Origin of the sequence: Acinetobacter sp. P1(2025) (assembly GCF_051390655.1) — a bacterium.
Taxonomy (GTDB): Bacteria; Pseudomonadota; Gammaproteobacteria; order Pseudomonadales; family Moraxellaceae; genus Acinetobacter; species Acinetobacter junii.
On the sequence record NZ_JBPKBJ010000033.1, the window covers coordinates 1 to 23,253 of the forward strand.

A 23,253-nucleotide genomic window follows, 5' to 3' on the forward strand; every position below is an offset into this window, starting at 1 on the left:
CGTTGACGTAAAGCCTGATTGTACTCAGACCAGTTCGTTGTTTTGTATCGGCTTTTTGATTCTGTATTCATCTAACATGTATGGGGATGAAATTTATTTATGCAACAAAGCCAACTACAAGAGTAACAGCCTAAAATATGCGTTTTTTTAAGAGTAACGGTAGGAAAGTATATTTTTTATACTCAAATCATTCATTATTGAACTTTAAATTTCATTGGTTGAAAGTCATCAATATGTACCTTTTTTGCTTTCAGCAAATCTTCTCCTTTGCCATCTACAATCAATACGGCGCGCTTAACCTGAACTGTCCAAGTACTGCCAGCACCACATATAGTTTCTGACTCTATAAAGACTCTGCCAAAAGATTGCCCAGAAAAATTTTGTACATTACCGCCGGTAATTACATTCTCTGAAGTCCCCTGTACTCTGCCAGCTTTATCCTTTGCCACAAGATCCAAATACAGCTTGTCATTGGTACCAAGAAAATCATGAATCGTCACATCTACTACAGCGGAACAAATCCCTGAATTCACATAGCTGGTCTTAGAATGCTGAAGGGTGATTGGAGTTGCTAAAACTACTGAACTAATAAAAGTTAATAGTGAACAGATTAATATTTTTTTCATAATGGAAGACTGCTCTGAATTAAGGTCATAAGTGAATCTAAGTTATCCCATCCAACATCTACAATTTTTGTTGTTAAATGCTTTAGACCTTCTGCAGGTAGCTCTTTGATTGAATCAATCATTGTAGTTTTGCGTTCAGGACTAAGATCAGAACTCATGATTTTTGCAGCCAAAATAGCCTTTAGTTGCTCAGTTTCAAACTTGATAGTCACGGTACCTAAGATTGCAGATAGTCCACCGTCATCAGCCAAGAAATCCATTCCTTTGTGATTTAGCCTAGTATTTCCCAAGGTCCAGCTTCCTATACCGTCTAGGCTAGTAGTGTAGTGAATACTCTTTGGTTCTAATAATCCATGAGATTGTAAGTAGTAGAGATTTGAATAAAGCTTATGCTGATTTTCTTTATCTCGATAATCAATATCAGTCCAAAAGTTATATGCGGCTGGGTACACCTCAGCCATCTTTTTCATTATTTCGAGCTGGAATCCGCGGTCTAAAATCATATTCAATTTCCAAAAAGTTTTTTCTATTTCATTTCTAATAAAATTTTGGCACATCCGTTCTTAGCGTACGATTCTTTAGACTTCGAAAAATATTTATCAGAGCCTTTGGCATCAAAGTCATATGTAATTGCTTTAGTATTGTCACTGACTTTTTGAAAGATAGCCCCCAACATGAAATCCACATTAGGCGTAAACTTCAACTCGGGGTACATAATGCCTGGAATATATCTTCGTTTATCATCATATTGAATTTTCTTATTTAAAAGGCCTTCTACATATATCTTCCCATGATCGTATCCATTCATAAGAAAAGTATCGCTGGCCTCTTTATCCCCCATTAAATCTGCCCATATTGAGCAGCTAAAACTTTCCATTGCTAGAATTGATTTATTGGCCAACTCTTTAGATGTCAGCACTTCATATGTAGCATACACATCATCAGCATGGCTAAACGAACTGATCAGACCAGCAAGACTGATACCTATTAGGGCTATTTTTCTTTTCACCAAAGCGTCTCTTTTTATCTTTTCCGCAAATAACATACAACAAAAAAGGAGCCGAAGCTCCTAATTTTATTCTTCTGATAAATCCCACCAGTAACTATTACCTAAGTTCTCCAGGCGCTGCTGTGTTCTTGGTAGATAATCAGGATCAATCATATTCTGCATTTTGGAATACAGCATTCGATCTACGACCAGTTTACTGTACCAAAGATTCTGCAATGGAATATTACTCTTCAGGGTATTGGCCACTTCCATCATCCGGGTAGATTCTTTCCCCTCAATGATGTTGTTACCCATACCGGTTAGCAGCATACCCAACTTCATGCTTTGGCCTAATAATGGGCCACTGATAAAGTCTGATGCACTTCGACCGGTTGGATCTGAAAGTGCAGACATGATGTCCCCCAGGAAGGAAAGCCCGCCACCTTTAAGAAGTGACTTACCAAAGAAATCAATCGTAAATACAGGCTCTGGATTCTTACCATTGGCCAAGTTCTGGGTCTGAACGATCAATGCACCTGCTAAAGTTTGATAAGCCAGTAGCGAAGCTAGGAACGTCACCCGACTCTTAATATCTCCCTGAGCAAAGGCACGATGACCAATACGGAACATATAAGCCAATGGGAAGCCTTTGAACTGGAATAGGGTTCGGCCCAATTCCCCTTGGATAGTTCCGGCTTCACCTAAGTTAATGATGCTACGTTCACGTACACCTGCTTCGATAATAGCGACTGACTCCTCATTAAAGATATGAGTCTGGTATTTCATAGCAGCTTTATACCGGAAGTCAGCCAGTGCATTAGCATTGTCCTGCTTGTCCAGTGGCAAGAACTGCTTCATCACATCATCTGGTGCATTAAAGAAGTCATTCTGCGAAAGTACCGCCGTCCCATCTTCACGTTTACTTGGCTCCAGTTGCTGCCACAACTGCCAGTCACGTTCGGTAATACCGTTCCCCTGCAGGATCTTAAGATCATCCGCACCAAGATCCTTCCAATCCGTTTTACGGGTCATTTCAGCAAGCTTATTCATATGCACCAGATTAAGCGCTCGTTTAGCACTGGCTGTCACGGCGTTTAATCCTGACACTTTCATAGTCATTGCAGCAAAGGCCTGCATACGCGCATTAAAGCGGCCTGATTTAGTGGCACTACTCACCACATCAGCATCTCCAAAGCGAGACATACCGCCTACCATCTCAGTTATACCAAGCCCAAAACGTAGGGCTTCATCACGTGTAGCACCCTGTTTCAGTTGCTTCATGTATTCAGGGAGGATGGATTTGGTATAAGACAGGCCCAGCATATTAGCCACTTTCTTCATACTGGCATGATCACCAAAGGTCGTTAATGTGGTGCCACCTAATTTAGATGAAACCATTAGGGCACGCAGACCACCCATAACATTTCCCAGTGTTGAATCAATCGCCCGGGTATTGGCATCCAAAGTGTTGTACATCGACATGGCTCGATGAGCCTGCTTATCAATTTCGCCATGTTTCAATCCATTCTGTGGATCTGCTTTCAGTTTGATCTTGGCTTCATCCAATAGAGATTCAAACGTATGACGAGGATTGGATCCAAGGTTCTGCATCATTGCCACTTCCGTACTCATGCGGTGAGTATGGTTTTTCAGAATCTCATGAAACCCTGCTTCATCATAAGTTCCATATTTCTTCTGATACGCCAGCCATGCTTCACCATCCTTGAAATGCAAAGCCCTGGACTCTTGGTGACGATTTGCCATCTTAGAGCGACCACCTACAGGTGATGCTGGTGCTTTCATCTGCTTAGTGAGTACTTGCAAATCCTTATTGGCGCCGTTGGTTGAAATAGTTTTATAGACCTCCTCGAGCATGGATTTAAGCTCCAGCTCATCCATCAGCTCTCCAGTTTCTTTGACATATTGATTTCGATCCAGTCCAGCCAAAGCATCATTAACCCACTCTGATTGATCAGTCAAAGCTACCTTTTTCTGATCATGTGAGGTCATGAAGCCAAAGTTATCCAGTTTCTTGATGTTCCCACCAGCACGGTTGAAGGCTAAACGCATCTCCTCCAAAGCAGCACTAACCTCTTTGGCCATTGCTGTAATTTCTGGGTTATCAGACTTACCACCAAACATGACCCGGATTATGTCATCAGTCATAGCCTTGTTTACTGACATGCCAAAGCGTTCTTGTGTCTTGGTAAACACATCGGCTACCAAGGACATCCAACGGCTATGTAAGGCTTGAGATTGCTTCTCTATCGACTGGATACCACTCTGGTCAGAGAAGTATGCGATTTTCCGCATTAAAGCCTGGACTGGATTTAATTTAGGATGGTTATAAATTTCATTCTGCACCTGCGCCTTAATGACAGCATCTCTGGCAATATTTTGATTATTCTTGGCAATCTGTACGGCGAGATCTGTAGCTGTTTTCTGAGCAATGGCTTCCGCACGCTCAGCAGGACTTTTGAACATCCAATCTGCATCAGTTCTAGCCAACGTATTTTGTGCTCGAATATACAGTGATGAAATACGATTACTATCAGCTGCACTTAATCTTCTTTTACCTAGTGCCTTTGCAACTTGTTCTCTACATTCAGCTCTCATGCTGCTTCACTCCCAAATCTTAATGCGCAGCTTGCCAATGCTTTCACTGCCTGAATTTCGTCTTTTGCGATTTCTTCTTGCTCTTTTACATAGTCCAGTAAATCACGGGATGACATCGTCACAATTTCTTCATCCCCATTTTCATCCAGACGAGTAAAAGTTACTTCCATGTCGGGATCTGCTTCCAGAATTGAAACCGCTTCCCTGCCGTCTGGCGTATCAGTGAATGCGCCGTATTCCCCTTTACTGGATTTGGTTAAGTCTGGTGCACCATCGACCTTGACCTTACCTGGCTTCCAGAACTCTCGCTCTAATGCCTGAGCAGCTTTATGCTGTACTGCAGTTAATTCAGGGCTATCTGCTTTACCATTCGCAGGATGGGCAAACAGCTCATCTCCATTACGTGTGGCTTTTACCGGGCTAATGGTGCCATCCTGATTTACCTGACGCTGGAATGTCGTATTAGAGGTCTTATTGTGTAGCTCTTGAATGATGCCCCCACCATCAACTGAGCGTTCTCGTTTGAGGTAATTTTGAGACCTGGTAGGAGTCCAATTATCTATACCTTCAGCGATAGAGTTTTGCGGAATATTCGGATCAGATGTTCTGGTACTGAGATCTGAAATATTTGACTCAGGCTCTGCAACAATAACTCTTTGTTGTTCTGGCTCAAGTTGGTAAAGGTCGGATTCCAGTGTATCCAAAGTACGATTGGCGCTATTACCGGGACCAGATAAATCAACCTGAGGTTCAACATACGGCGTCCGGTAAGTACCGCCATCAGAATATTGATAATGCGCCGTAGCCTTTAAGTATTCCAGATCCTCTTTAGTCAATGGGGACGATAGAGCATCAAACTCTTCCTGAAGTGATTTAACACCATGTTCATCTGCACTGAACACAAAAGGCATTGCCTCAATTTCAGCATCAGATTGGGATTTGTACGCGGGAGGTGCGGCTATATCAGACTCAAACTGTGGGAACTCTGATTCGCTTCCTCGGACTTCAGTAGATCTTGCTGAAGCATCTGGACGAACATCACCATAAAGCTTGGCTATATCATTCCAGCGCTTTTCGTATTTGGCCTTTACCTGCCCAACAGTCATACCATTGAATTGATGGCTTGAAGTAATGCCTTCCGCAACCTGTCTCGCAGTCTGTTTCTTATTACCTTTGCTCCAGCGTGTGGCCACATCTACAAAAAGCTCATTATCTTTCGCCTTTAAAAATACTGGTCCACCACCTTCACCGAAGAAATGCATGTAATACAGTTCTATCCCGTTAGGATCTCGATTAAAGTGACTGCGGAAAACTTTGGCATTATGCTCGTAGTAATTTAGGCCCGCTTTAATTTGATCATTGCCATCAAACTTGTTCTTACCTCCCATACGGGCAAAGGTGCTATCCAAAGTCTGGAATAAGCCGGTAGCGGAAGATAGTAACTTACCGTTTCTGTCCTTTGGCTGGATTGAAGTGCTGAAGGTGCCACCAGTTTCCAAATGGGAAATGATTAAGGCATCCACTGGATTGATACCCCGTTTAGAGGCTTCCTGGACAATCGTTTTTGTCCACGGTTTTTTATCAAATACAGGGTTAGTCAAGACATCGGCTATTACTGGCGCTTTATGTTCATCAGTATTGATAGCGCTTGGTCTTACAATAGCCTTCGGTGTACCTGTTATTGGTACCACTGGCGTACTGGTTACTACTGCTTTAGGTGTGCCTGTCACTGGTGCTTTTAAGCTGACCAGCTCATCATTCAATGCACTCTCCATTGCACTATCCAATGCATCAAAGTGTGAATTGGCCTCTTTTGCATTAGTTGGGCTAAATGGATTCGTACCCTCTGCATGCTCGATGTTGGCCTGAATATGAGCCGCATCATTCATAGTATCTACATTACTATGGTCTTTAATCTGCTCTGGTCGTAAACGCCCTTTGTTCGCCCACAAGTTGAGTAATAAGGCCATCCCGCCGTTTGCTGCTAATGTGGATGGACTTAAAGCATTTTCCTTTAATGCCTCACCGTATTGAGCGACCTTTTTATTTTCATTGGTTTTAAGAAACGAACCTTCTAAATAATCACCAGCGACCCCTGCCCCAGTAGCCAGCGCAGTAGTGGCCACAGCATCAGCGACCACTGATTTAGCAACGCCGTTGGTAGGAATCGCAAAACTTGCTGCATCTGCAAGCCCTTTAATGGCGCCACCAGTGCGAGCAGTTTTTACATCTGCTCCTTTATTCAATAAATCTGATTTCTCTGCTTCAAAGGTCTGGTATCCAAATAGCCCAGAATTTAATGCTAAACCGGGTACACCGCCTGTACCTAATGTTGTGACGGCGTTCCAACCAATACGAGTGAAGTCTTTAGTCAGGCCATAGGTAAACTCACCTACTCCCCCTAAGTCATCAGGTTTAAAGATCTCAAGGTTTTGCGCTCTTAGTGCCGCTGCTTTCTTATCACCACGTATCAAGGCATCTGGTGCAGTAGCTGCCTCAACAGTACCCATGGCAACACCAGAAACAATACCTAAAGCTCCATCACTAAATCCACCACGCTCACTCTTAGGTTTGAAGCGAGGATCATCCTGATTTAACGTTAATTCGTCATCTGCTAAAAAATCCATCTCTACCTCATCGAACCGTAAAAGTTAAACGTTTTTGTCTTTTTTTGTCAGTGGCATCCATGATGTATTTGGTGCCATTCTTGAAGTAATAGACGTATGGATTCTTAGGGTCTTGCTCTAAAGGCAGATCCAAAAAGAAGTCTTTGTCAGATCCACCATAATAACGAGCATTACGAGAGTTGAAGTTCTCCAGCTGCTCTTGGAATGATTTCTCACTCACCGTATGTGGCCTCAAAACAACTGATTTGCTTCCAAATATGCCACCCGATGTGAATTTACCTCCAGTCACATTTAAGATCGCTCTACCAAATAAATCCTCATCGACGGTTTTATTAAGTAGGTTTCCTTTAGAGTCAGCGACCTTATCCGACTTCTGAATTAGGTATGCGTAATTCGCTTTGACCGCATCTAGGTAAATCTGGAAATCAGGCTTACCTGGGGATGTCACTCCTTTCAGATAAGTTTCAGCACGGTTTCTGAGACCAGCCTCATCTACTTTTACCAACCCTTTTTCTAACAACTCTTGGCCCGTAATAATTTGTCCAGCGATATCTTGTAGACCACGATTATTTAGAGAGGCAGATAAACGGTATGCTCCACTTTCACCAGCAATACTATTAATCATGTCTCTGGATGCATTGGCATTGCCTGCGCTGGATTTATAAAGACTGGTAAGCAAACTTAATTTGTCACCTGGTTTGGCTTTTTCCCAGAACTGCTTTAATTCAGATTGTTGCTGTGTCGAGAATGGATTTAAGGATCCTACTGTGCCATTCAATACGTTATTTGCGTGAATAGATTTAATATTCTTAGACAAAGCTGCAATGGCTTCAGGGTTACCACTTAAAATTGCATTGGTAGGTACTACCGTTAGATCCTGACCTGTCTTAATCGAGTAGGCCAAAGTGGAGTTATTTTTCTCATAATTGAGCATGTTCTCATGAGTCTTCGACAGAAGATTCAATTTCCAACTGACATCTTTTGGATTGTCCTGCGCCGTATTTTGAGCTTCTACCCGTCTCTTGCTCAGATAGGCTTCACGTTCATCTGGCCCTAATCTCATGAACTGCTGGACTTCAACCAAAGCTCCACTGTATTGGACAAACTCAGACTCTTTTTCCGTACCCTTAACACGTGCCAAACGAGATTTGATGACGTCTTCACTTGGGATTAAGCCTGTTTCGATGTCTGCTTTCATCTCATTAACAGCATCTTTGGCATCATCATCCAACTGTTTTTGCTGCAATGCAGCCGCACGGTTATTCTGGTCAATCTGGGTTAATGTTCGACCACTCCAGTAAACAGCCTGTTCTTGAGTTAAATCAGGATGTTTTGCAATAACAGCTTCAGGAGTTGAGAGTTCAGTTAGCTTTTCATTGTCAGACTTATTTCCTAAATAGAATGCAGCAACATCATTGCTAGAACGATTATTTTTGTACTCATTAAAAGTGTCCTGAACATGAGCCAACGGTAAACCTTTGGACTGTGCATACAAAGACAATCCATTCCACACCTCTTTTTCAGAAGCATTAGGATTTTTAAGATAGTTTTCTCGCATGCCTTTGAGCTGGACAATTGCCTGTTGTTGTTCTGATTTTTGTGCAATAGGCAGATACTTCGATGCACTCTGATAAGAATGCTGTTCAAAGTAATTATTAAAGTTTTGCTCAAACTGCTTAGGCACCACATTTTTATACTGCGTCTTGATTGACTCAAGGCTTTCCTGTCTTTGCTTTACGGCATTATCGTAGGTTAATTCCCCACTCTGCATTTTTAGCAGTAAATCATTATCTACAACGCTAATATCAGCACCAATCTTGGATGACTGTAATGCAAAATCAGCTTTTTCTGTTTTATCCTGTTCTTCTCTAAGTTTTTCACTACGAGCCTCTAGTGCCCCTCCAATAGAACGACCAATTTCAGCTAAGCCCGTATTTGGTGTAAAAGTCTGCATTTGGGCTTGAGCATCAACACGCCCTTTAGATACTGGAATACGCATTATTTACTTTTCAGCCTGTTTTATTCAATAAGGCTAATTTAAAGAATAAGGAAATTCAAAAAAATGAGTAAATTAAAGCTTATCTTTTTAATTTCTCTTTAAAGATTTTTGGATACTCATTTTTTCTAAGTTAACTATTACTAAACTTAACTTAGCTTTTATTCCTTCAAGTTCTTGATCGAAGTAGTACTTGTTAAGTAACCGCTTATATTTATTGTCTGGGTTCAAGTAGTGCGCCGTAATGATAAAGACATTTGGTGTTGTATTAATTAAGCTAACTGATTTTTTCATGCCTGCATAATGAATACTATTGGGTTTAACCAACCCTAATAATATATAAATTAATTCATCTAAGTTTTTTGCTATCAACTTTAGCTTATCAACGAGACAGTGATCAAAAAGCTGATTAGAATCATGATAGTAAATATCAGTTTGAAACTGATTTATACCTTGTATAACAAGACTACATAACTCTTGCGCTCGCTCCATGGCTAAACCTGTAATTGGTTCACGTAATTTAAATTTAGAAGTCATCTCTTATTCTCAATTAAAGCGAACAGTACGTGGAATTTGATCATCAGACTTATTGGTCATAGTCTTCCATAAATCAATAAATAAGTCCCCGTGAACATACTCTGGTATTGAACCATCAGCCCATGCTGAAACAGTACTCCCCCCTTGTATATCAAGTACGAATGCAATCTTTTCCCCCGTCAAGTAATGTTCCTCTTTGAGCTCATTCAACATTGAAATATAGTTCGGGGCTGAATATTTTCTAACCTTTTTATTAATAAACAAATTTTCTGGGACAGAAAAACAATAAAGTTCATTAAACATAAAATTTCATCTTATGGTGCTGAATCCATTAAGAGTTAAAATATGCTATAAAAAAATGGGTATATTTCAACAAAACGCGCGCGCGCGCGAGGGAGACCGTAAAACACTATATTTTTAGTCTTTTACTCCACCACATAAAATTGCGTTGAAACAGTCGTCTTATTCTGGATCACTACCGCGAACATAATCTAATTAAATAGTGCTAAAGATAGACACTCATATAACGCTCTAATTTGCCCTACAAGCTCACAAAAATTATTGATGTACCCATTATCATTTTTTAATTTAAATCATTTACAGCTCAAGCCAGTGCAAAATTGGTGCATATATCAAGTTGCTTTTGAAGTTTATTTTTTGAATATGGAAGAAGATTTGACCTTGAATTAAGACGGTGCTCTCTTAAAAGAGAGATGATTGATTCAATGGTAGATTCATTGATAGGTTCTGCATCCCAAAAACGGGATCGTTCAAAATCCCAAAAACGGGATCGTTCAAAATCCCAAAATTGGGAATATTACCGTTTTTGGAATGATACCAATATTCGGTATAGATGATACTTTATATCGTGAACATCAGTTTTATCCAAAAGACTTGTTTGATTTTGCTCAAATACAATCAAAACCAGTGAACCTCTCCCCCAAACCAGTCAACTTGGCTGTAAAACTAGTCAGATAGGTTGACTCCCATTCTCTCTACCAAACTCGATAAATAAGCCTAGCCGCAATTAATCTGTACACCATCCTGTACACTGTAATTTTTATATAAAATTTAATCTTTAAATAACATATTCTTATAACTCTAGTTCAATTGCCGCCACCCCACCAATAACGAAACCCCAACCGTTCTCGGTTGGGGTTTTTTCTTGCCTGATCGCGCCGGTTCCTGCGTGTTGTTGGGGGTTTCTGCGGAAGCCTGCGGACTTCGCCAACCGCCAGAATTGGCCGTTCCGAGCCATATTCCACTCTCTCCTGGCCATTCCTCGCTCCGACCCCGCTCTCCGAAACTGGCCCGAAGTCCGCAAAGGCCATAAGTCAGCGCCATACAGATCAAAGAGTTACGCGCGGACGAATCAAGCGGTTGGATTGCAGCATCGGGTGGCGAAGGAAACGCTGCGGTTGCGTTTCGTCGGTACATATTGATAACTACCGACGGGAGGGCGGCAGAAATCATGGACTACCTGGAGGGGTAGTCCATTGTATTCGTACGAGGCTCGGCTTCGAGCCCTCGTCGACATCACGATCAAAGCATCATTTGAGGATCGTCCCGATCGAGACGCGTGAAATCCAGCATCCACTTCGGATACATGCGCGGCGGCTCGCTGACCGCGTCGAGCCGGGCCACTTCCTCCGGCGTCAGTGACCAGGCCACGGTATTGAGGTTGTCCTCGAGCTGTTCTGGCTTGGTTGCACCAATCAGCACCGAACTCACCGTCGGCTTGCGCAACAGGTAGTTGAGAGACACTTGGGCAGGGCTTACGCCGCGCTCACTGGCGATCCGCTGCACTTCGTCAAGAATGGCGTAAGCGCGATCCTCGTCGAGCTGGAGGAAGTTTTGTTCTTCACGGCTGCGGCGGCCTTCCTGCGCTTTCTGGTTCCCCCGAGGGTACTTGCCGGTCAGGAAGCCTCCTGCCAACGGCGACCAGGGTGTCAGACCCAGGCCCTGGTCCTCGCACAGCGGCACCAGTTCGTATTCCACGTCACGAGCGACGAGCGAGTAGTAGGCCTGCAGCGAGACGAACTTCTCCAGGTGCTTGCGCTCGGAGATCGACAGCGCCTTCATGAGCTGCCAGGCGAAGTAGTTGGAACAGCCCAGATAGCGCACCTTGCCCTGACGCACCAGGTCATCGAGCGCCGAGAGGGTTTCCTCCAGCGGCGTCATGAAATCGAAGCTGTGGACAATGTAGAGATCGATGTAGTCGGTGCCCAGACGCTTCAGACTGTTCTCGCAGCTTTGAATGATGTGGTGTCGGCTCAGACCCACGTCGTTGATGTTGGCACTCATGCGACCACGCACCTTGGTGGCCAGCACCACCTGATCACGCTTGCCCTGCAAGGTTTTGCCGAGAATCTCCTCCGACTGACCGTGGGAATAGACATCGGCCGTGTCAAAAAAATTGATGCCGCCGTCGATGGCGATATCCACCAGGCGCTGCGCCGCCGCCTGATCCAGGCCGCCGACCACTTCCCAATAGCCCTTGGCGCCAAACGGCATCGTGCCGAAGCACAACTCGGATACCAACAGTCCGGATTGACCCAATTGACGATATTGCATGACCGTTCTCCTTTTCTATCAAAAGACTCGCGTTCAGACCCGTTGCCAATCCAAACCGCCACACAGCGACTCAATCGCGGATCAGAATGAAGCGCAGGTGTCTTGTGCGATTGTATCGCGCGCGATATTATTTAGCAAGACACCCTCATCAGGAGCACCCTCAATGAACATCCTCTATGAAGCCCATGCCTCGGCCATCGGCGGCCGCAGCGGCCACGTGACCACCGACGATGGCGCGCTGGATCTGCAATTGAGCCTGCCCAAAAGTCTGGGAGGCAGTGGCGGCGCGGGCACCAACCCCGAGCAGCTGTTCGCCGGCGGCTATGCCGCCTGCTTCGAGAACGCGCTGATCCATGTCGCCCGGCAGCAGAAGATCACCCTGGAGGGAACCCGCGTCGACGCCACGGTGGGCATCGGGCCCAATGACCAGGGCGGTTTCGCGCTGGCGGTCAAACTGGTGGTGACCCTGCCCGGCCTGCCGCGGGAACAGGCACAGGCGCTGGTGGAGCAGGCGCATGCCGTCTGTCCTTATTCCAATGCCATACGCGGCAACGTCGACGTCGCGCTGGAACTGCGCTGAGCCTTCCCAGGAGAGTCCCATGAGCGAATTTCATCATTTCCAGGCCCGTTCCCTGCGCGGCGAGCCGGTCGAGCTTTCCCGCTACGCCGGACAGGTGGTGCTGGTCGTCAACACCGCCAGCAAATGCGGTTTTACGCCCCAGTACGCGGGGCTGGAGTCCCTGTATCGAAAATATGCCGGCCAGGGTTTCGTGGTGCTGGGTTTTCCCTGCAACCAGTTCGGCAATCAGGAGCCCGGCGACGCCGATACCATTGAAGGCAGTTGCCTTGTCAATTACGGCGTGAGCTTCCCGATGTTTGAAAAGGTCGATGTCAAAGGGCCCAATGCGCATCCGCTGTTCAAGTGGCTGAGCATGCAACTCCCTGGCCTCGTCGGTCGCCAGATCAAGTGGAATTTCACCAAGTTCCTGATCGGCCGGGACGGTCAGCCGCTGCGCCGCTTCGCCCCCACCACGCGTCCCGACAAGATCGATCAGCTCCTTGCCAAGGCTCTCGGGGCGGCCTGAGATGAGCAGACGGTCATTATCAGCGCCTCCGGGCGATGCCAACCCCGAGGATCACCTGCGCCTCGATCTTCAGTTGTGCTTTCGCCTGTACGCCGCCTCGCGCCTGATCACGCGGCTCTATCAGCCTCTGCTGGAGCCGCTGGGGCTGACCTACCCGCAGTACATCGTGCTGATGATCCTGTGGGAAGACGCGCCCTGCCCAGTGTCTCGCATCGGCGCGCGCGCCCTGCTCAATACCAACACGCTGACCCCGCTGCTCAAGCGGCTCGAGCTGCAAGGACTGGTGCAACGTCAGCGCCGCCAAGATGATGAACGCATCGTCGAGATTTATCTGACCAAGGCCGGCGATGCGCTGCGCTCGCATTGCGCCTGCATTCCCGCCGAACTCGCCGCCACCACGCATTTTCCGCTCGAAAAGGCCACGGCGCTCGCCACACTACTGGATGAGCTTCTGACAGGTTTACGCGAACAAACCCCGGATTGCACACTGCCCCTACCGAATGATTGATTACGCTGGGGTCGCCCGAGACGACCGCAAGGCGCTGCGTCGAGCCGCGTTTATTCCCAACAGGCAGAGTATTTCGTCCCGATCCCAGCCCGCTGCTCATCCCACAGCGCCGGCGGGTCCACCGCCAGATCGAACAACGTGATGTGGTTCGGCAGTGCGTCGTCCAGGATGGCCGCCACGATGTCGGGCGCCAGCGTCGTCAGGCCACTCTCTCCTGGCCATTCCTCGCTCCGACCTCGCTCCCTGAAACTGGCCCGAAGTCCGCAGAGACCCCAACACGGCCCCCTAACAGATCAAAGAGTTACGCGCGGACGAATCAAGCGATTGGATTGCTCACCCCATCCATGGGGTTCGCCCCTGCGGGGCCGACTTCGTCGTCCAAATTCGCTCCTGGCGAATTTGTGCAGCATCGGGTGGCGAAGGAAACGCTGCGGTTGCGTTTCGTCGGTAGTTATCGGGGACTACCGACATATGGCAACGCGGAAGTACGTGCTTGGATGGTGGCCAAGACAAGAAACTCCTTGTCAGGACAATGTCCGGACGCCTACAATAAGGGCATCCAAGATCAGTCCGGAGGGGCACCATGAGCACCCCGAATCTTTCCAAGACCGAACGCATTGACGTTCGCGCCAGTACGCCAGTCAAGCAACTGCTGCAGGAAGCCGCACGCGCCTGCCACAAGAACGTCAGCGAGTTCCTGCTCGACGCGGGCGTGACGGCGGCCGCGCAGACGCTGGCAGATCGTCGTCAGTTCGTACTGGACGACACACAGTGGCAGGCGTTCCAGGAAGCGCTGGACCGCCCGGTGCAAAGCAAGCCGCGCCTGAAGAAGTTGCTGCGTGAGCCCGGGGCGCTGGGTTGAGCGCTGACTACTCACCCGTTCGCAAGCTCGCGGCAACGGATCAGGTCGATGCGTTCGACTGCGGCCAGGTCGCGCTGAACCAGTTCCTGCAGCGCTACGCGCTCGTCAACCAGAAGGCCAACAGCGCGCAGACCTATGTCTGCTGCCAGGGTGACGTGGTGGTCGGCTTCTACAGCCTGGCCGTTGGTAGCGTCGATCCGGAAGCCGCGCCGTCGAGAGTGATGAAGGGGCTGGCGCGCCACCCAGTGCCGGTCATGATCCTGGCCCGGCTCGCGGTGGACAAGGAACATCAGCGCAAAGGACTGGGCCAGGCCTTGCTCAAGGACGCCCTGCTGCGCACGGCACAGGCTGCCGACATCGCCGGCATTCGCTGCCTGTTGGTGCATGCCAAAGACGACGCAGCGCGACAGTGGTACGAATCGTGGGAATTCGAGCCCAGCCCGACTGATCCGTACCATCTGTTCCTGATGCTCAAGGATCTCAAGGGCATGTTGAGCTGAGGTGGCGTTTCCACCTCAAAGCCCGACTCTCTCCCGCTGCTCATCCCACAGCGCTGGCGGATCGACCGCCAGATCGAACAGCGCGAACGGGACGATCTCCCGCTCGGTGCGGCCACTGGAGATGGAGTGGTACTCGATGCCGAGCGGACACTCCTGATGGATCGCCCGGGTCACGCTCGCCAGCACATCCAGATCCGGATGCGTGAGCCGTGACGGGCTCTCGCTGGCCACCCACGCCTTGAGCCGCATCGGCTCACCGTCGCCAAAGCCCTGGGTCAGCCACGACAGCACCCGCTCCGGTGGAAAGTCGAAGACGGGCCGGAAGTCCGGCCCCAGGACGTAGGACTTGCCCTTGGGGTCGTAGTCGATGTTGCCCGGGGCCAACTCTTTGTAAAGCGCCAGATCCCTGGATGCGGCGGCGGACTGGATGCCAAACCGCGTGACCAAGTCCTGACGGCGTATCTCCCCGATGAAGCGCACGCGCAACTCCACGAACGCGAGCCGGTCGCGTTGTGGCTGGGTTAGATCTGCAAGCTGTTCGTTCGACATCCTGGCTGGCTCGTTCGGGTTAGCGAATGCTTGTACGGGTTATTGCGGAAAGTATATGGTCTGCCATAGAATCTGTCCATGACTCTATTTTGATTTGTGTGTGCGTCGTATTGTGATAATCACAAGCGGCGCAGCGATAAAAGGATCGTTACGGGCACCATGCAAGATTTCGCAGAGCTTCACCTCAAGCCAGAGACGCTGGCGCAGTTCGGGTTGCCGGACATCGCGTACCCCGTTCCAGCAGCCGATCTGAAGTTGGCCCTGCTCGATAACGGGGACCTGCCGCTGGCCGTGATGCTGCACGGTCTGCAGCAGCGTAGCCGGGATGGGGAGGCCGAATGGCAGCAGGTCGAACCCGCAATGGATCGGCTTGCCGAGCTATTGGCGCCCGACGATGCCCGCGATGTCGTTTCAGCCGCTGGTGACCACTGGTGGCTCGAGGTCGGGCCCGTGGACCTCGGCGGCAAACTGGTCACCATCCAACGTGGCGATGCTCTGATCGCTGCCATCACCGCCCGGGACGACGGACGCTTGCGGGTGGCCGTTTTTCGCCCGTTGGACGCCAAGAGCGCGGAATACCTGATCGGGCTGGGGCAAGTGCCTCACCCCCAGCACGGCGTCTGCATGCGCGAGAACAACTGGGAGTACGCGCTCGACTGCTCCGCCGGCAACGGCAACTACTACGCCGCAGACCGGGGCGAGGCCTACCTGTCCTACTGGGAGAAAGGCCTGGGCATCAGTTGGGACGGCTCCGATGTGCCTGAGTGGCGTAAGCAGTTGGACCTCGTCGCCCGGCCCGCCGCCCGCGTAGTCGCAGAGTTGGGCGTCTACTACACCCTGTCCGGCAACGAGGACGAGGAGCCTGTTGCCGATACGGGCGCGGCGGAACGAACCGAGACACCGGCACCAGCTGCCTGGCGCAGCAAGCGCCAGCAAAAGCGCACGGTCCAGGGGCGGTTTCTGGGCTGCCTACTAGGTGGTGCAGTCGGCGATGCGCTGGGCGCACCGGTTGAGTTCATGAAGCGGACCGAGATTCTGCGTCGCTTTGGCCCCAACGGAATCACCCACTACGCACCGGCATATGGAGGTCTGGCGACCATCACCGACGACACCCAGATGACCCTGTTCACCGCCGAGGGGTTGATTCGAGGCTGGGTGCGTGGCTGCTTCAAAGGCATCACGACCTATTCCGGGGTAACGGCCCATGCCTATTTGCGCTGGCTGCAAACCCAAGGCGAACGGCCGACATGCGACATCGACTTCGGCACCGATGAGCCTGGCTGGCTGTTTCAGCAGCGTCAACTGCACAGCCGTCGCGCACCGGGCAACACCTGCCTATCGGCCCTGCGGGCGATGAACTCGCTCGGGGAGCCGGCCCGCAACGACAGCAAGGGCTGCGGCGGCGTCATGCGGGTTGCGCCGGTCGGTCTGTTCGCCTGGCGCCTGCGGCAGTACGACTCTCCCCAAGACGCCTTCCGGCTGGGTACCGAGTTGGCTGCGCTGACCCATGGCCACCCGACCGGAGCCCTGACCGGTGGTGTGCTGGCGGTGCTGATCCTAGCGCTGACCGATGGCGCGTCGCTGCGCGAAGCACTGGCCGCCGCCAAACTCCTCCTGCGAGCCGAGCCCGGCTTTGAGGAGACGCTGCGAGCGATCGAGATGGCTGAGGAGTTAGCCGATTCCGATTTGCCACATGAAGAAGCCATTGCCCGGCTGGGCCAGGGTTGGATCGCCGAGGAGGCCCTGGCGATCTCGATCTATTGCGCGCTGGTCGCCCGCAATTTCAAACATGGCGTGATCCTGGCCGTGAACCACGATGGCGATTCCGACTCGACCGGAGCGATCGTCGGCAACCTGCTGGGCGCGATGCACGGCGTGAAAGCGATCCCTGCCGAGTGGCTGGAGCCGCTGGAACTGCGCGACGTCATCACCGAATTGGCGGAAGACCTCTACGAATTCAAGGATTGGGCGATCGGCGAGTACAGCGACAACGAAGAGCTGAACCAGCGGATCTGGCGGAAGTACCCGGGATTCTGAGATGGAGTGAACTGGCATGAGCGGAAATCGATGGGACCAGCCGGGTGTGCCCCACAAAGGATGGCACTGCGTGGACGTGGTCGACCTGCGGGCCGACGGCGAGTCGGCGGACGAAACTGATTACGCGACCTGCCAGATGTGCGGCAACGAGAAGATCCGCTACGTCCACATCATGGAGCACCCGGATCTGGACGAGAACTTCGACGTCGGGTGCGTCTGCGCCGAGAAGATGAGCGGCGACTACGAGGGGCCGAAACGGCGTGAGGCCAAGTTGCGCAATCGCGCAGCGCGCCGGACCCGATGGCTGCAACGCAAGTGGCGGGTGTCCGCCAAGGGGAACAGCTTCCTGAACGTCGATGGGCACAACCTCGGCGTCCACATGAACAAGTTCAAGCGGTGGGGCTACCGGATCGGGAGCCGGTTCAGCACCAAGACCTACGCAACCAAAGACGAAGCCAAGCTGGCCCTTTTCGATGACTTCTGGGCCGCGACCCAGGATGACGATCGGCTGTGGGCCAGTGACTGATCAGGGAAATAGATTCGATGGCGCATAACTTACCCAGCAGCACACCGCGAGACGGAAGCCCACTGTCCAAGGGCAAAAGGCCTGATTTGGTCGAACTGATCGCCGCTACCCTTCATTCGGTAAAGGCGTATGACTTGCCGGCGGAATGCGAGCGGCTCGGATTGGCTACCGGGACAGGTAGCGAAGCACACTCCAGCAAGCGCGTGTACGTGCGAAGCCGTCTCCAAGGACTGAGCAACGATCAGCTTCTCCAGCTCGCACGCCAAGTTGAGCAGGATCACGTCAGTTTTTCGCTGAGCGAATTTCTCCGACTGTTAGACGAGTCGAGCGACGGTCAGACAGTCACTGAACTCACGCGGCGCTCGATCCTCAAGCTGCTGAACGACGTGGATCTCTTCGGCGAACTCCCGCTTGTCGAGCAATTGTCCAATATCTGGCCATTACCGGAAATGCGTGGCGCGGGCTTCGAGGCAAATTTGGAGCAGTCCGTTATACGGCACTGCGTGAACAACGACGACTGGACCAACGCTGAATTGCTCGAGGTGGTGGGCGCACTGAGCTGCTCCCGACAACTGTTCTTCAAGTTGCTTGAGGCGGTCGTCTCTCCAAATGCCCGAAGAGGAAAGGAGCAGACGCAGCTCGTTGAGACACTGAATACTCTCCTCAAGGCGGACGGCTTCCAGCTAAGGCCATCGGGGAGCATCTCAGGACATTCGGCGTTCGCGGTGAATCGAATCAGTGGTGGCGTATCTGGCGCGCCCAAGAATTTGATCTTCGCGTCAACGGGTCCGAAGCCCGAGATCGTCATCCAGGATGCCATCAACAACGACATCCGAATCGTAAGGAATGAAGAGCACTGCCTCGTGTACGACCGCCCGATTCAGGCCAACGGGCTTACCAAGGAGGAGATGCTCTCGTGGTGGAAGGAACGGCAAGGCATCCAGGACGAATCAGATGCACGGCGATCGCTTTCTCAACGTCTGATGGCATCCCTCGCATCGGACGGCGAACGAAACGTATTCAGCGTCTACTACCGGGCATTCAAGGATCTCGGCGATAAGCTGCCAGCCCTCATTCCGCAGGTCTATCTGCATTACGACCCATACACGCTGGCACAGCTCGGCGGGGTTGGACGCTTGTCTCGGCAACGCATGGACTTCCTACTCCTTTTCAGCAACGCAGGCCGTGTGGTCGTCGAGGTTGACGGATCTCAGCACTTCGCCGAAGACGGGAAGCCATCCCTCGCCAGGTACGCGGACATGGTGGCGGCCGATCGTGACCTCCGGCTCGCCGGGTACGAGGTCTATCGTTTCGGGGCCAACGAGCTCACCGGCCACGGGTCGGCGGAACGGATCGAAGTATTCTTCCGGCGCTTACTTCGGAAGCACGCGGTCCTTCCCGGAGCCGGTTCGGCTGAGTGAGGCCATGCCAACCGATCCGGAGTTGCGGACGTGGGTTCAATTCCGCAAACGGGAATCGAACTGGCGTCCTGGCTTAGGCACTTGGCTGATGACCTCGGCCGGGCAGAACTGGTAGGATTGTTGGCAGTTGGGGCTGGATTCCGCACCTTTCCGCAGGAGTTCGCAGCGGTTCTAAGGCGCTGAGTTACATAGGTTTGGCGCAGGGTTCCACCCCACCACCAAATACCTTTAATAAAAAAGCCACTTACACAAGTGGCTTTTTTATTGACAAGATTTTTATATTTTTTAAATTAATAGTAATATCAATAACTTAAAAACACAAAAATGATTCATTGTCTGAGTAAATATAGAATAAAACCCTCAAGCAACTGATTTAAATGTCAATTTCACCATATTGATTTTATAAAATAGATTTCACTTCGATATTTACATAGTGAATACTTGACCTTCCTATAATGGTAAGGTCTATGCTTTAAGCAATCAAAGAATACATAGGTAAATCCCATGGGAACCGACATAAATCAAAGATTAAGCTTACAAATTGAAGGTATGACTTGTGCAAGCTGTGTAAGTCGTGTTGAAAATGCTATTAAAAAAGTTGATGGTGTGCGATCAGCCTCAGTAAATTTAGCCACTGAGCGTGCAGACATTACACTTAATAAGCCTTTAGATCGTCAATTATTAATTCATGCAATTGAACAAGCAGGCTATGATGTTCCCCAAGACAGAATTGAATTATCTATAAAAGGTATGACCTGTGCCTCATGTGTTGGTCGTGTCGAGAAAGCACTCAAAGCCGTCTCTGGTGTCACTGAAGCAAATGTCAATCTTGCAACTGAACGAGCAACACTAAGTGGTTCGGCAAGTGTAGAGGCATTGATCGCAGCAATAGATAAAGCTGGATATGATGCTGTAGAAATTCAAGCTTCAATTGCCGATCCATCTGAGCAGCTTCAGAAAAAAGATCAAGAACGCGCTGAACTTAAACGTGATTTAATTCTTGCCACGCTTTTTGCTTTGCCTGTGTTTATTCTTGAAATGGGCTCTCATCTAATTCCAAGCTTTCATCATCTGATTGCTCAAACCATTGGGATGCAAAATAGTTGGTACATACAATTCGTACTGACTACCCTTGTTTTAACGATTCCAGGTAGAAGATTTTATTTAAAAGGTATCCCTGCTTTAGTTCGTCTAGCACCAGATATGAATTCTTTGGTAGCCGTTGGAACATTAGCTGCATATCTATTTTCTATAGTGGCTACCTTCTTTCCAAACACACTCCCTTCAGGAACAGTCAATGTTTATTATGAAGCTGCTGCGGTTATTGTTGCTTTAATCTTACTTGGTCGTTTTCTTGAAGCAAAAGCAAAAGGACGTACTTCAGAAGCGATTCAACGTTTAGTCAGTTTACAAGCTAAAACAGCTCATGTTCACCGTGATGGACAAATGCTTGAGATTGCAATTGATCAAGTTATTGCTGGTGACACGGTGATTGTAAAACCTGGCGAAAGAATACCTGTTGATGGAAAAGTGACTGATGGAAATAGTTTTGTCGATGAATCCATGATTACAGGTGAACCGATACCTGTTGAGAAAGTGGTTGGTAGCGATGTGGTAGGTGGTACGATTAATCAAAATGGAACTCTCACTTTTACAGCGTTAGCTGTTGGTGGTGAAACCATGCTGGCGCAAATAATTCGCTTAGTTGAGCAAGCACAAGGCTCTAAAATGCCGATTCAAGCGGTAGTCGATAAAATCACCTTATGGTTCGTACCAGCAGTAATGATTGCAGCAGTGCTGACATTCTTAGTTTGGTTAATTTTCGGCCCATCTCCTGCCCTAACTTTTGCCTTAGTAAATGCAGTCGCAGTACTGATTATCGCTTGTCCATGTGCTATGGGTTTGGCAACACCTACATCGATCATGGTGGGTACAGGTCGTGGTGCAGAATTAGGCGTGTTGTTCCGTAAAGGCGAAGCTTTACAGCTATTAAAAGATGCAAAAATTGTAGCTGTTGATAAAACAGGTACTTTAACTGAGGGACATCCACAATTAACTGATTTTGAAGTCACATCTCAGTTTGAACGAGATCAAGTTTTGGCTGCTGTAGCTGCTGTTGAATCCCGATCAGAACATCCTATCGCAAAAGCGATTGTTGATCAGGCCAAGCTAGAGAACTTGGTTCTTCCTAAAGTTGATCGCTTTGATTCGGTTACGGGTATGGGTGTATCTGCAGTGATCAATGATGATATTCAAATTAATATCGGTGCTGATCGTTATATGCAGCAGCTTGGTATTGAAGTACAGCCCTTCGCAACAACTGCTTTACGTTTAGGTGATGAAGGTAAATCACCACTTTATGTTGCGATGAATGGTCAACTAGCAGGAATTATAGCGGTTGCAGATCCAATTAAATCCACGACTCCCGCAGCGATTCAAGCTTTACACCAATTAGGACTGAAAGTCGCAATGATCACTGGAGATAATGCACGTACTGCTCAGGCAATTGCAAAACAATTAGGTATTGATGAGGTAATCGCTGAAGTCTTACCTGAAGGAAAAGTTAATGCAGTCAAAGAGCTAAAATCCCAATATGGTCATATTGTCTTTGTTGGTGATGGCATTAATGATGCCCCTGCATTAGCTGAAGCCGATGTAGGTGTAGCGATAGGTACAGGTACAGATGTTGCAATTGAATCGGCAGATGTCGTACTCATGTCTGGCAATATGCAAGGTGTAACAAATGCAATCGCCTTATCCAAAGCCACAATCGGCAACATTCATCAAAACCTGTTTTGGGCTTTTGCTTACAACACCATGCTAATTCCTGTTGCCGCTGGAATATTATATCCAAACTATGGAATTTTAATGTCACCCATCTTTGCTGCAGGAGCTATGGCATTATCTAGCGTCTTTGTATTAGGAAATGCACTACGTCTGCGTCGTTTTCAACCACCTTCAGTACATCTAGGTTGAGGAGAATAAGATGAATATTGGTAAAGTCTCTCAAGCTTCAGGGGTCTCAACCAAAATGATTCGATACTATGAACAGATTGGTTTGATCCCGACTGCGGGGCGTAATAATGCAGGTTATCGTTCCTACTCAGTGACTGATGTTGAACGTTTAAAGTTTATCAAGCGAAGTCGAGAATTGGGATTTTCAGTTGTGGAAATCTCAGATTTGCTTGATCTATGGAATGATCGCAATCGACAAAGTGCTGATGTAAAACGCTTAGCACTCGGACATATTGAAAAATTAGAAGAACGTATAAACGACTTACAGCAAATGGCGAATACGCTGAAAGATTTAATCAATTGCTGCGCAGGTGATGATCGACCTGAATGTCCGATTCTCGAGGGTCTCAAAGAACCGAGCAATGAAAATAAGGAACAGCATCACCATAATGACTTGCTGTCAATTTCACCATTAGCGAAGAAAAAATAAGGTATTAAAAAGGGCTACGAAAATGTAGCCCTTAAACTTTGTCTAAATGATTTTAGCGCGGTGGGAAACCTGCTTCAGTCAATGCTTCAGCAACCTGCTCTTGTGTTGCTGTTGTTTCAACTGTCACTTTACGACTTGGTGGATCAGCAATCACTTTAGCATTTGCATCCAAAGCTTGAATTGCTCGAGTAACACCGCGAGCACAACCACCACACGTCATATTCTCTACATGGAATTCCATGATATCTCTCCAATAAAATAGATAGTTAATAGAATATATTCCTTCCCATCATTGTAAGGTCAAGCGATTTTTTACTTGATCCTCTTTAGAGTTAGGTTACACCTTAGCTACAAGA

General features: G+C 48.8%; 21 protein-coding genes. 10 read left to right on the forward strand and 11 right to left on the reverse strand.

The annotated features are described in order from the left end of the window. Positions 1–194 precede the first annotated feature (194 nt). The 9 genes from ACSC97_RS09940 to ACSC97_RS09980 form a co-directional block, all read right to left on the reverse strand. Positions 195–626 carry a hypothetical protein gene (locus tag ACSC97_RS09940; protein ID WP_436660742.1) on the reverse strand — a complete coding sequence of 144 codons (432 nt, stop codon included), beginning with the start codon at positions 624–626 and terminating at the stop codon, positions 195–197. After that, positions 623–1,129 (reverse strand): hypothetical protein, encoded by a 507-nt coding sequence (locus ACSC97_RS09945; protein WP_107972487.1) that lies wholly within the window; start codon positions 1,127–1,129, stop codon positions 623–625. Before ACSC97_RS09945 ends, ACSC97_RS09940 begins: the two co-directional genes overlap by 4 nt. 23 nt (positions 1,130–1,152) lie before the next feature. Then, a complete protein-coding gene (locus ACSC97_RS09950) occupies positions 1,153–1,671 on the reverse strand; it encodes a hypothetical protein (RefSeq protein ID WP_151760500.1) in 519 nt (172 codons plus the stop codon). A 30-nt stretch (positions 1,672–1,701) separates the two neighbouring features. Continuing rightward, positions 1,702–4,230, reverse strand: a complete 2,529-nt coding sequence (locus ACSC97_RS09955) for a hypothetical protein (RefSeq protein ID WP_436660744.1) — start codon at positions 4,228–4,230, stop codon at positions 1,702–1,704. Then, the gene (locus ACSC97_RS09960) at positions 4,227–6,857 is read right to left on the reverse strand and encodes a hypothetical protein (RefSeq protein WP_436660746.1); all 2,631 of its coding nucleotides are present in this window, start codon (positions 6,855–6,857) and stop codon (positions 4,227–4,229) included. The genes ACSC97_RS09955 and ACSC97_RS09960 overlap by 4 nt, the downstream gene beginning before the upstream one ends. 7 nt (positions 6,858–6,864) lie before the next feature. Then, entirely contained in the window at positions 6,865–8,856 is a 1,992-nt protein-coding gene (locus ACSC97_RS09965; protein WP_436660748.1) for a hypothetical protein, read from the reverse strand. 87 nt (positions 8,857–8,943) lie between these two features. Then, the gene (locus ACSC97_RS09970) at positions 8,944–9,390 is read right to left on the reverse strand and encodes a hypothetical protein (protein WP_068551332.1); all 447 of its coding nucleotides are present in this window, start codon (positions 9,388–9,390) and stop codon (positions 8,944–8,946) included. Between the two features lie 9 nt (positions 9,391–9,399). Continuing rightward, positions 9,400–9,693, reverse strand: coding sequence for a hypothetical protein (locus ACSC97_RS09975; RefSeq protein WP_436660750.1), 294 nt, complete (start codon positions 9,691–9,693; stop codon positions 9,400–9,402). A 1,239-nt stretch (positions 9,694–10,932) separates the two neighbouring features. Continuing rightward, entirely contained in the window at positions 10,933–11,964 is a 1,032-nt protein-coding gene (locus ACSC97_RS09980; protein ID WP_009521758.1) for an aldo/keto reductase, read from the reverse strand. 163 nt (positions 11,965–12,127) lie between these two features. On the opposite strand from ACSC97_RS09980, the gene ACSC97_RS09985 reads away from it, so the two are divergent. From ACSC97_RS09985 to ACSC97_RS10005, 5 genes are all read left to right on the forward strand, one after another. Then, the gene (locus ACSC97_RS09985) at positions 12,128–12,544 is read left to right on the forward strand and encodes an organic hydroperoxide resistance protein (protein WP_009521757.1); all 417 of its coding nucleotides are present in this window, start codon (positions 12,128–12,130) and stop codon (positions 12,542–12,544) included. A gap of 19 nt (positions 12,545–12,563) precedes the next feature. Continuing rightward, positions 12,564–13,049, forward strand: coding sequence for a glutathione peroxidase (locus ACSC97_RS09990; RefSeq protein WP_009521756.1), 486 nt, complete (start codon positions 12,564–12,566; stop codon positions 13,047–13,049). Position 13,050: 1 nt separating this feature from the next. Beyond that, entirely contained in the window at positions 13,051–13,557 is a 507-nt protein-coding gene (locus ACSC97_RS09995) for a MarR family winged helix-turn-helix transcriptional regulator (RefSeq protein ID WP_009521755.1), read from the forward strand. A 583-nt stretch (positions 13,558–14,140) separates the two neighbouring features. Continuing rightward, on the forward strand, positions 14,141–14,419 hold the full coding sequence (locus ACSC97_RS10000; protein ID WP_009521754.1) for a DUF1778 domain-containing protein: 279 nt from the start codon (positions 14,141–14,143) through the stop codon (positions 14,417–14,419). Further along, a complete protein-coding gene (locus ACSC97_RS10005; protein ID WP_009521753.1) occupies positions 14,416–14,919 on the forward strand; it encodes a GNAT family N-acetyltransferase in 504 nt (167 codons plus the stop codon). Before ACSC97_RS10000 ends, ACSC97_RS10005 begins: the two co-directional genes overlap by 4 nt. 15 nt (positions 14,920–14,934) lie before the next feature. On the opposite strand, the gene ACSC97_RS10010 is transcribed toward ACSC97_RS10005, so the two are convergent. After that, entirely contained in the window at positions 14,935–15,468 is a 534-nt protein-coding gene (locus ACSC97_RS10010; protein ID WP_436660754.1) for a hypothetical protein, read from the reverse strand. 159 nt (positions 15,469–15,627) lie between these two features. Between ACSC97_RS10010 and ACSC97_RS10015 the strand changes: the two genes are divergently transcribed. The 5 genes from ACSC97_RS10015 to cueR all read left to right on the forward strand — a co-directional run bounded on the left by ACSC97_RS10015 (position 15,628) and on the right by cueR (position 22,897). Beyond that, the gene (locus tag ACSC97_RS10015; protein ID WP_436660756.1) at positions 15,628–17,505 is read left to right on the forward strand and encodes an ADP-ribosylglycohydrolase family protein; all 1,878 of its coding nucleotides are present in this window, start codon (positions 15,628–15,630) and stop codon (positions 17,503–17,505) included. Between the two features lie 70 nt (positions 17,506–17,575). Beyond that, a complete protein-coding gene (locus ACSC97_RS10020; protein WP_212633079.1) occupies positions 17,576–18,031 on the forward strand; it encodes a hypothetical protein in 456 nt (151 codons plus the stop codon). 17 nt (positions 18,032–18,048) lie between these two features. Then, on the forward strand, positions 18,049–19,452 hold the full coding sequence (locus ACSC97_RS10025) for a hypothetical protein (RefSeq protein WP_436660758.1): 1,404 nt from the start codon (positions 18,049–18,051) through the stop codon (positions 19,450–19,452). Between the two features lie 504 nt (positions 19,453–19,956). Further along, complete coding sequence (locus ACSC97_RS10030; protein ID WP_436660760.1) at positions 19,957–22,428, forward strand: heavy metal translocating P-type ATPase; 2,472 nt, start codon at positions 19,957–19,959, stop codon at positions 22,426–22,428. 10 nt (positions 22,429–22,438) lie between these two features. Then, the gene (gene cueR, locus ACSC97_RS10035) at positions 22,439–22,897 is read left to right on the forward strand and encodes a Cu(I)-responsive transcriptional regulator (RefSeq protein WP_005403062.1); all 459 of its coding nucleotides are present in this window, start codon (positions 22,439–22,441) and stop codon (positions 22,895–22,897) included. 52 nt (positions 22,898–22,949) lie between these two features. On the opposite strand, the gene ACSC97_RS10040 is transcribed toward cueR, so the two are convergent. Further along, on the reverse strand, positions 22,950–23,138 hold the full coding sequence (locus ACSC97_RS10040) for a heavy-metal-associated domain-containing protein (protein WP_004913856.1): 189 nt from the start codon (positions 23,136–23,138) through the stop codon (positions 22,950–22,952). Positions 23,139–23,253: the final 115 nt, after the last annotated feature.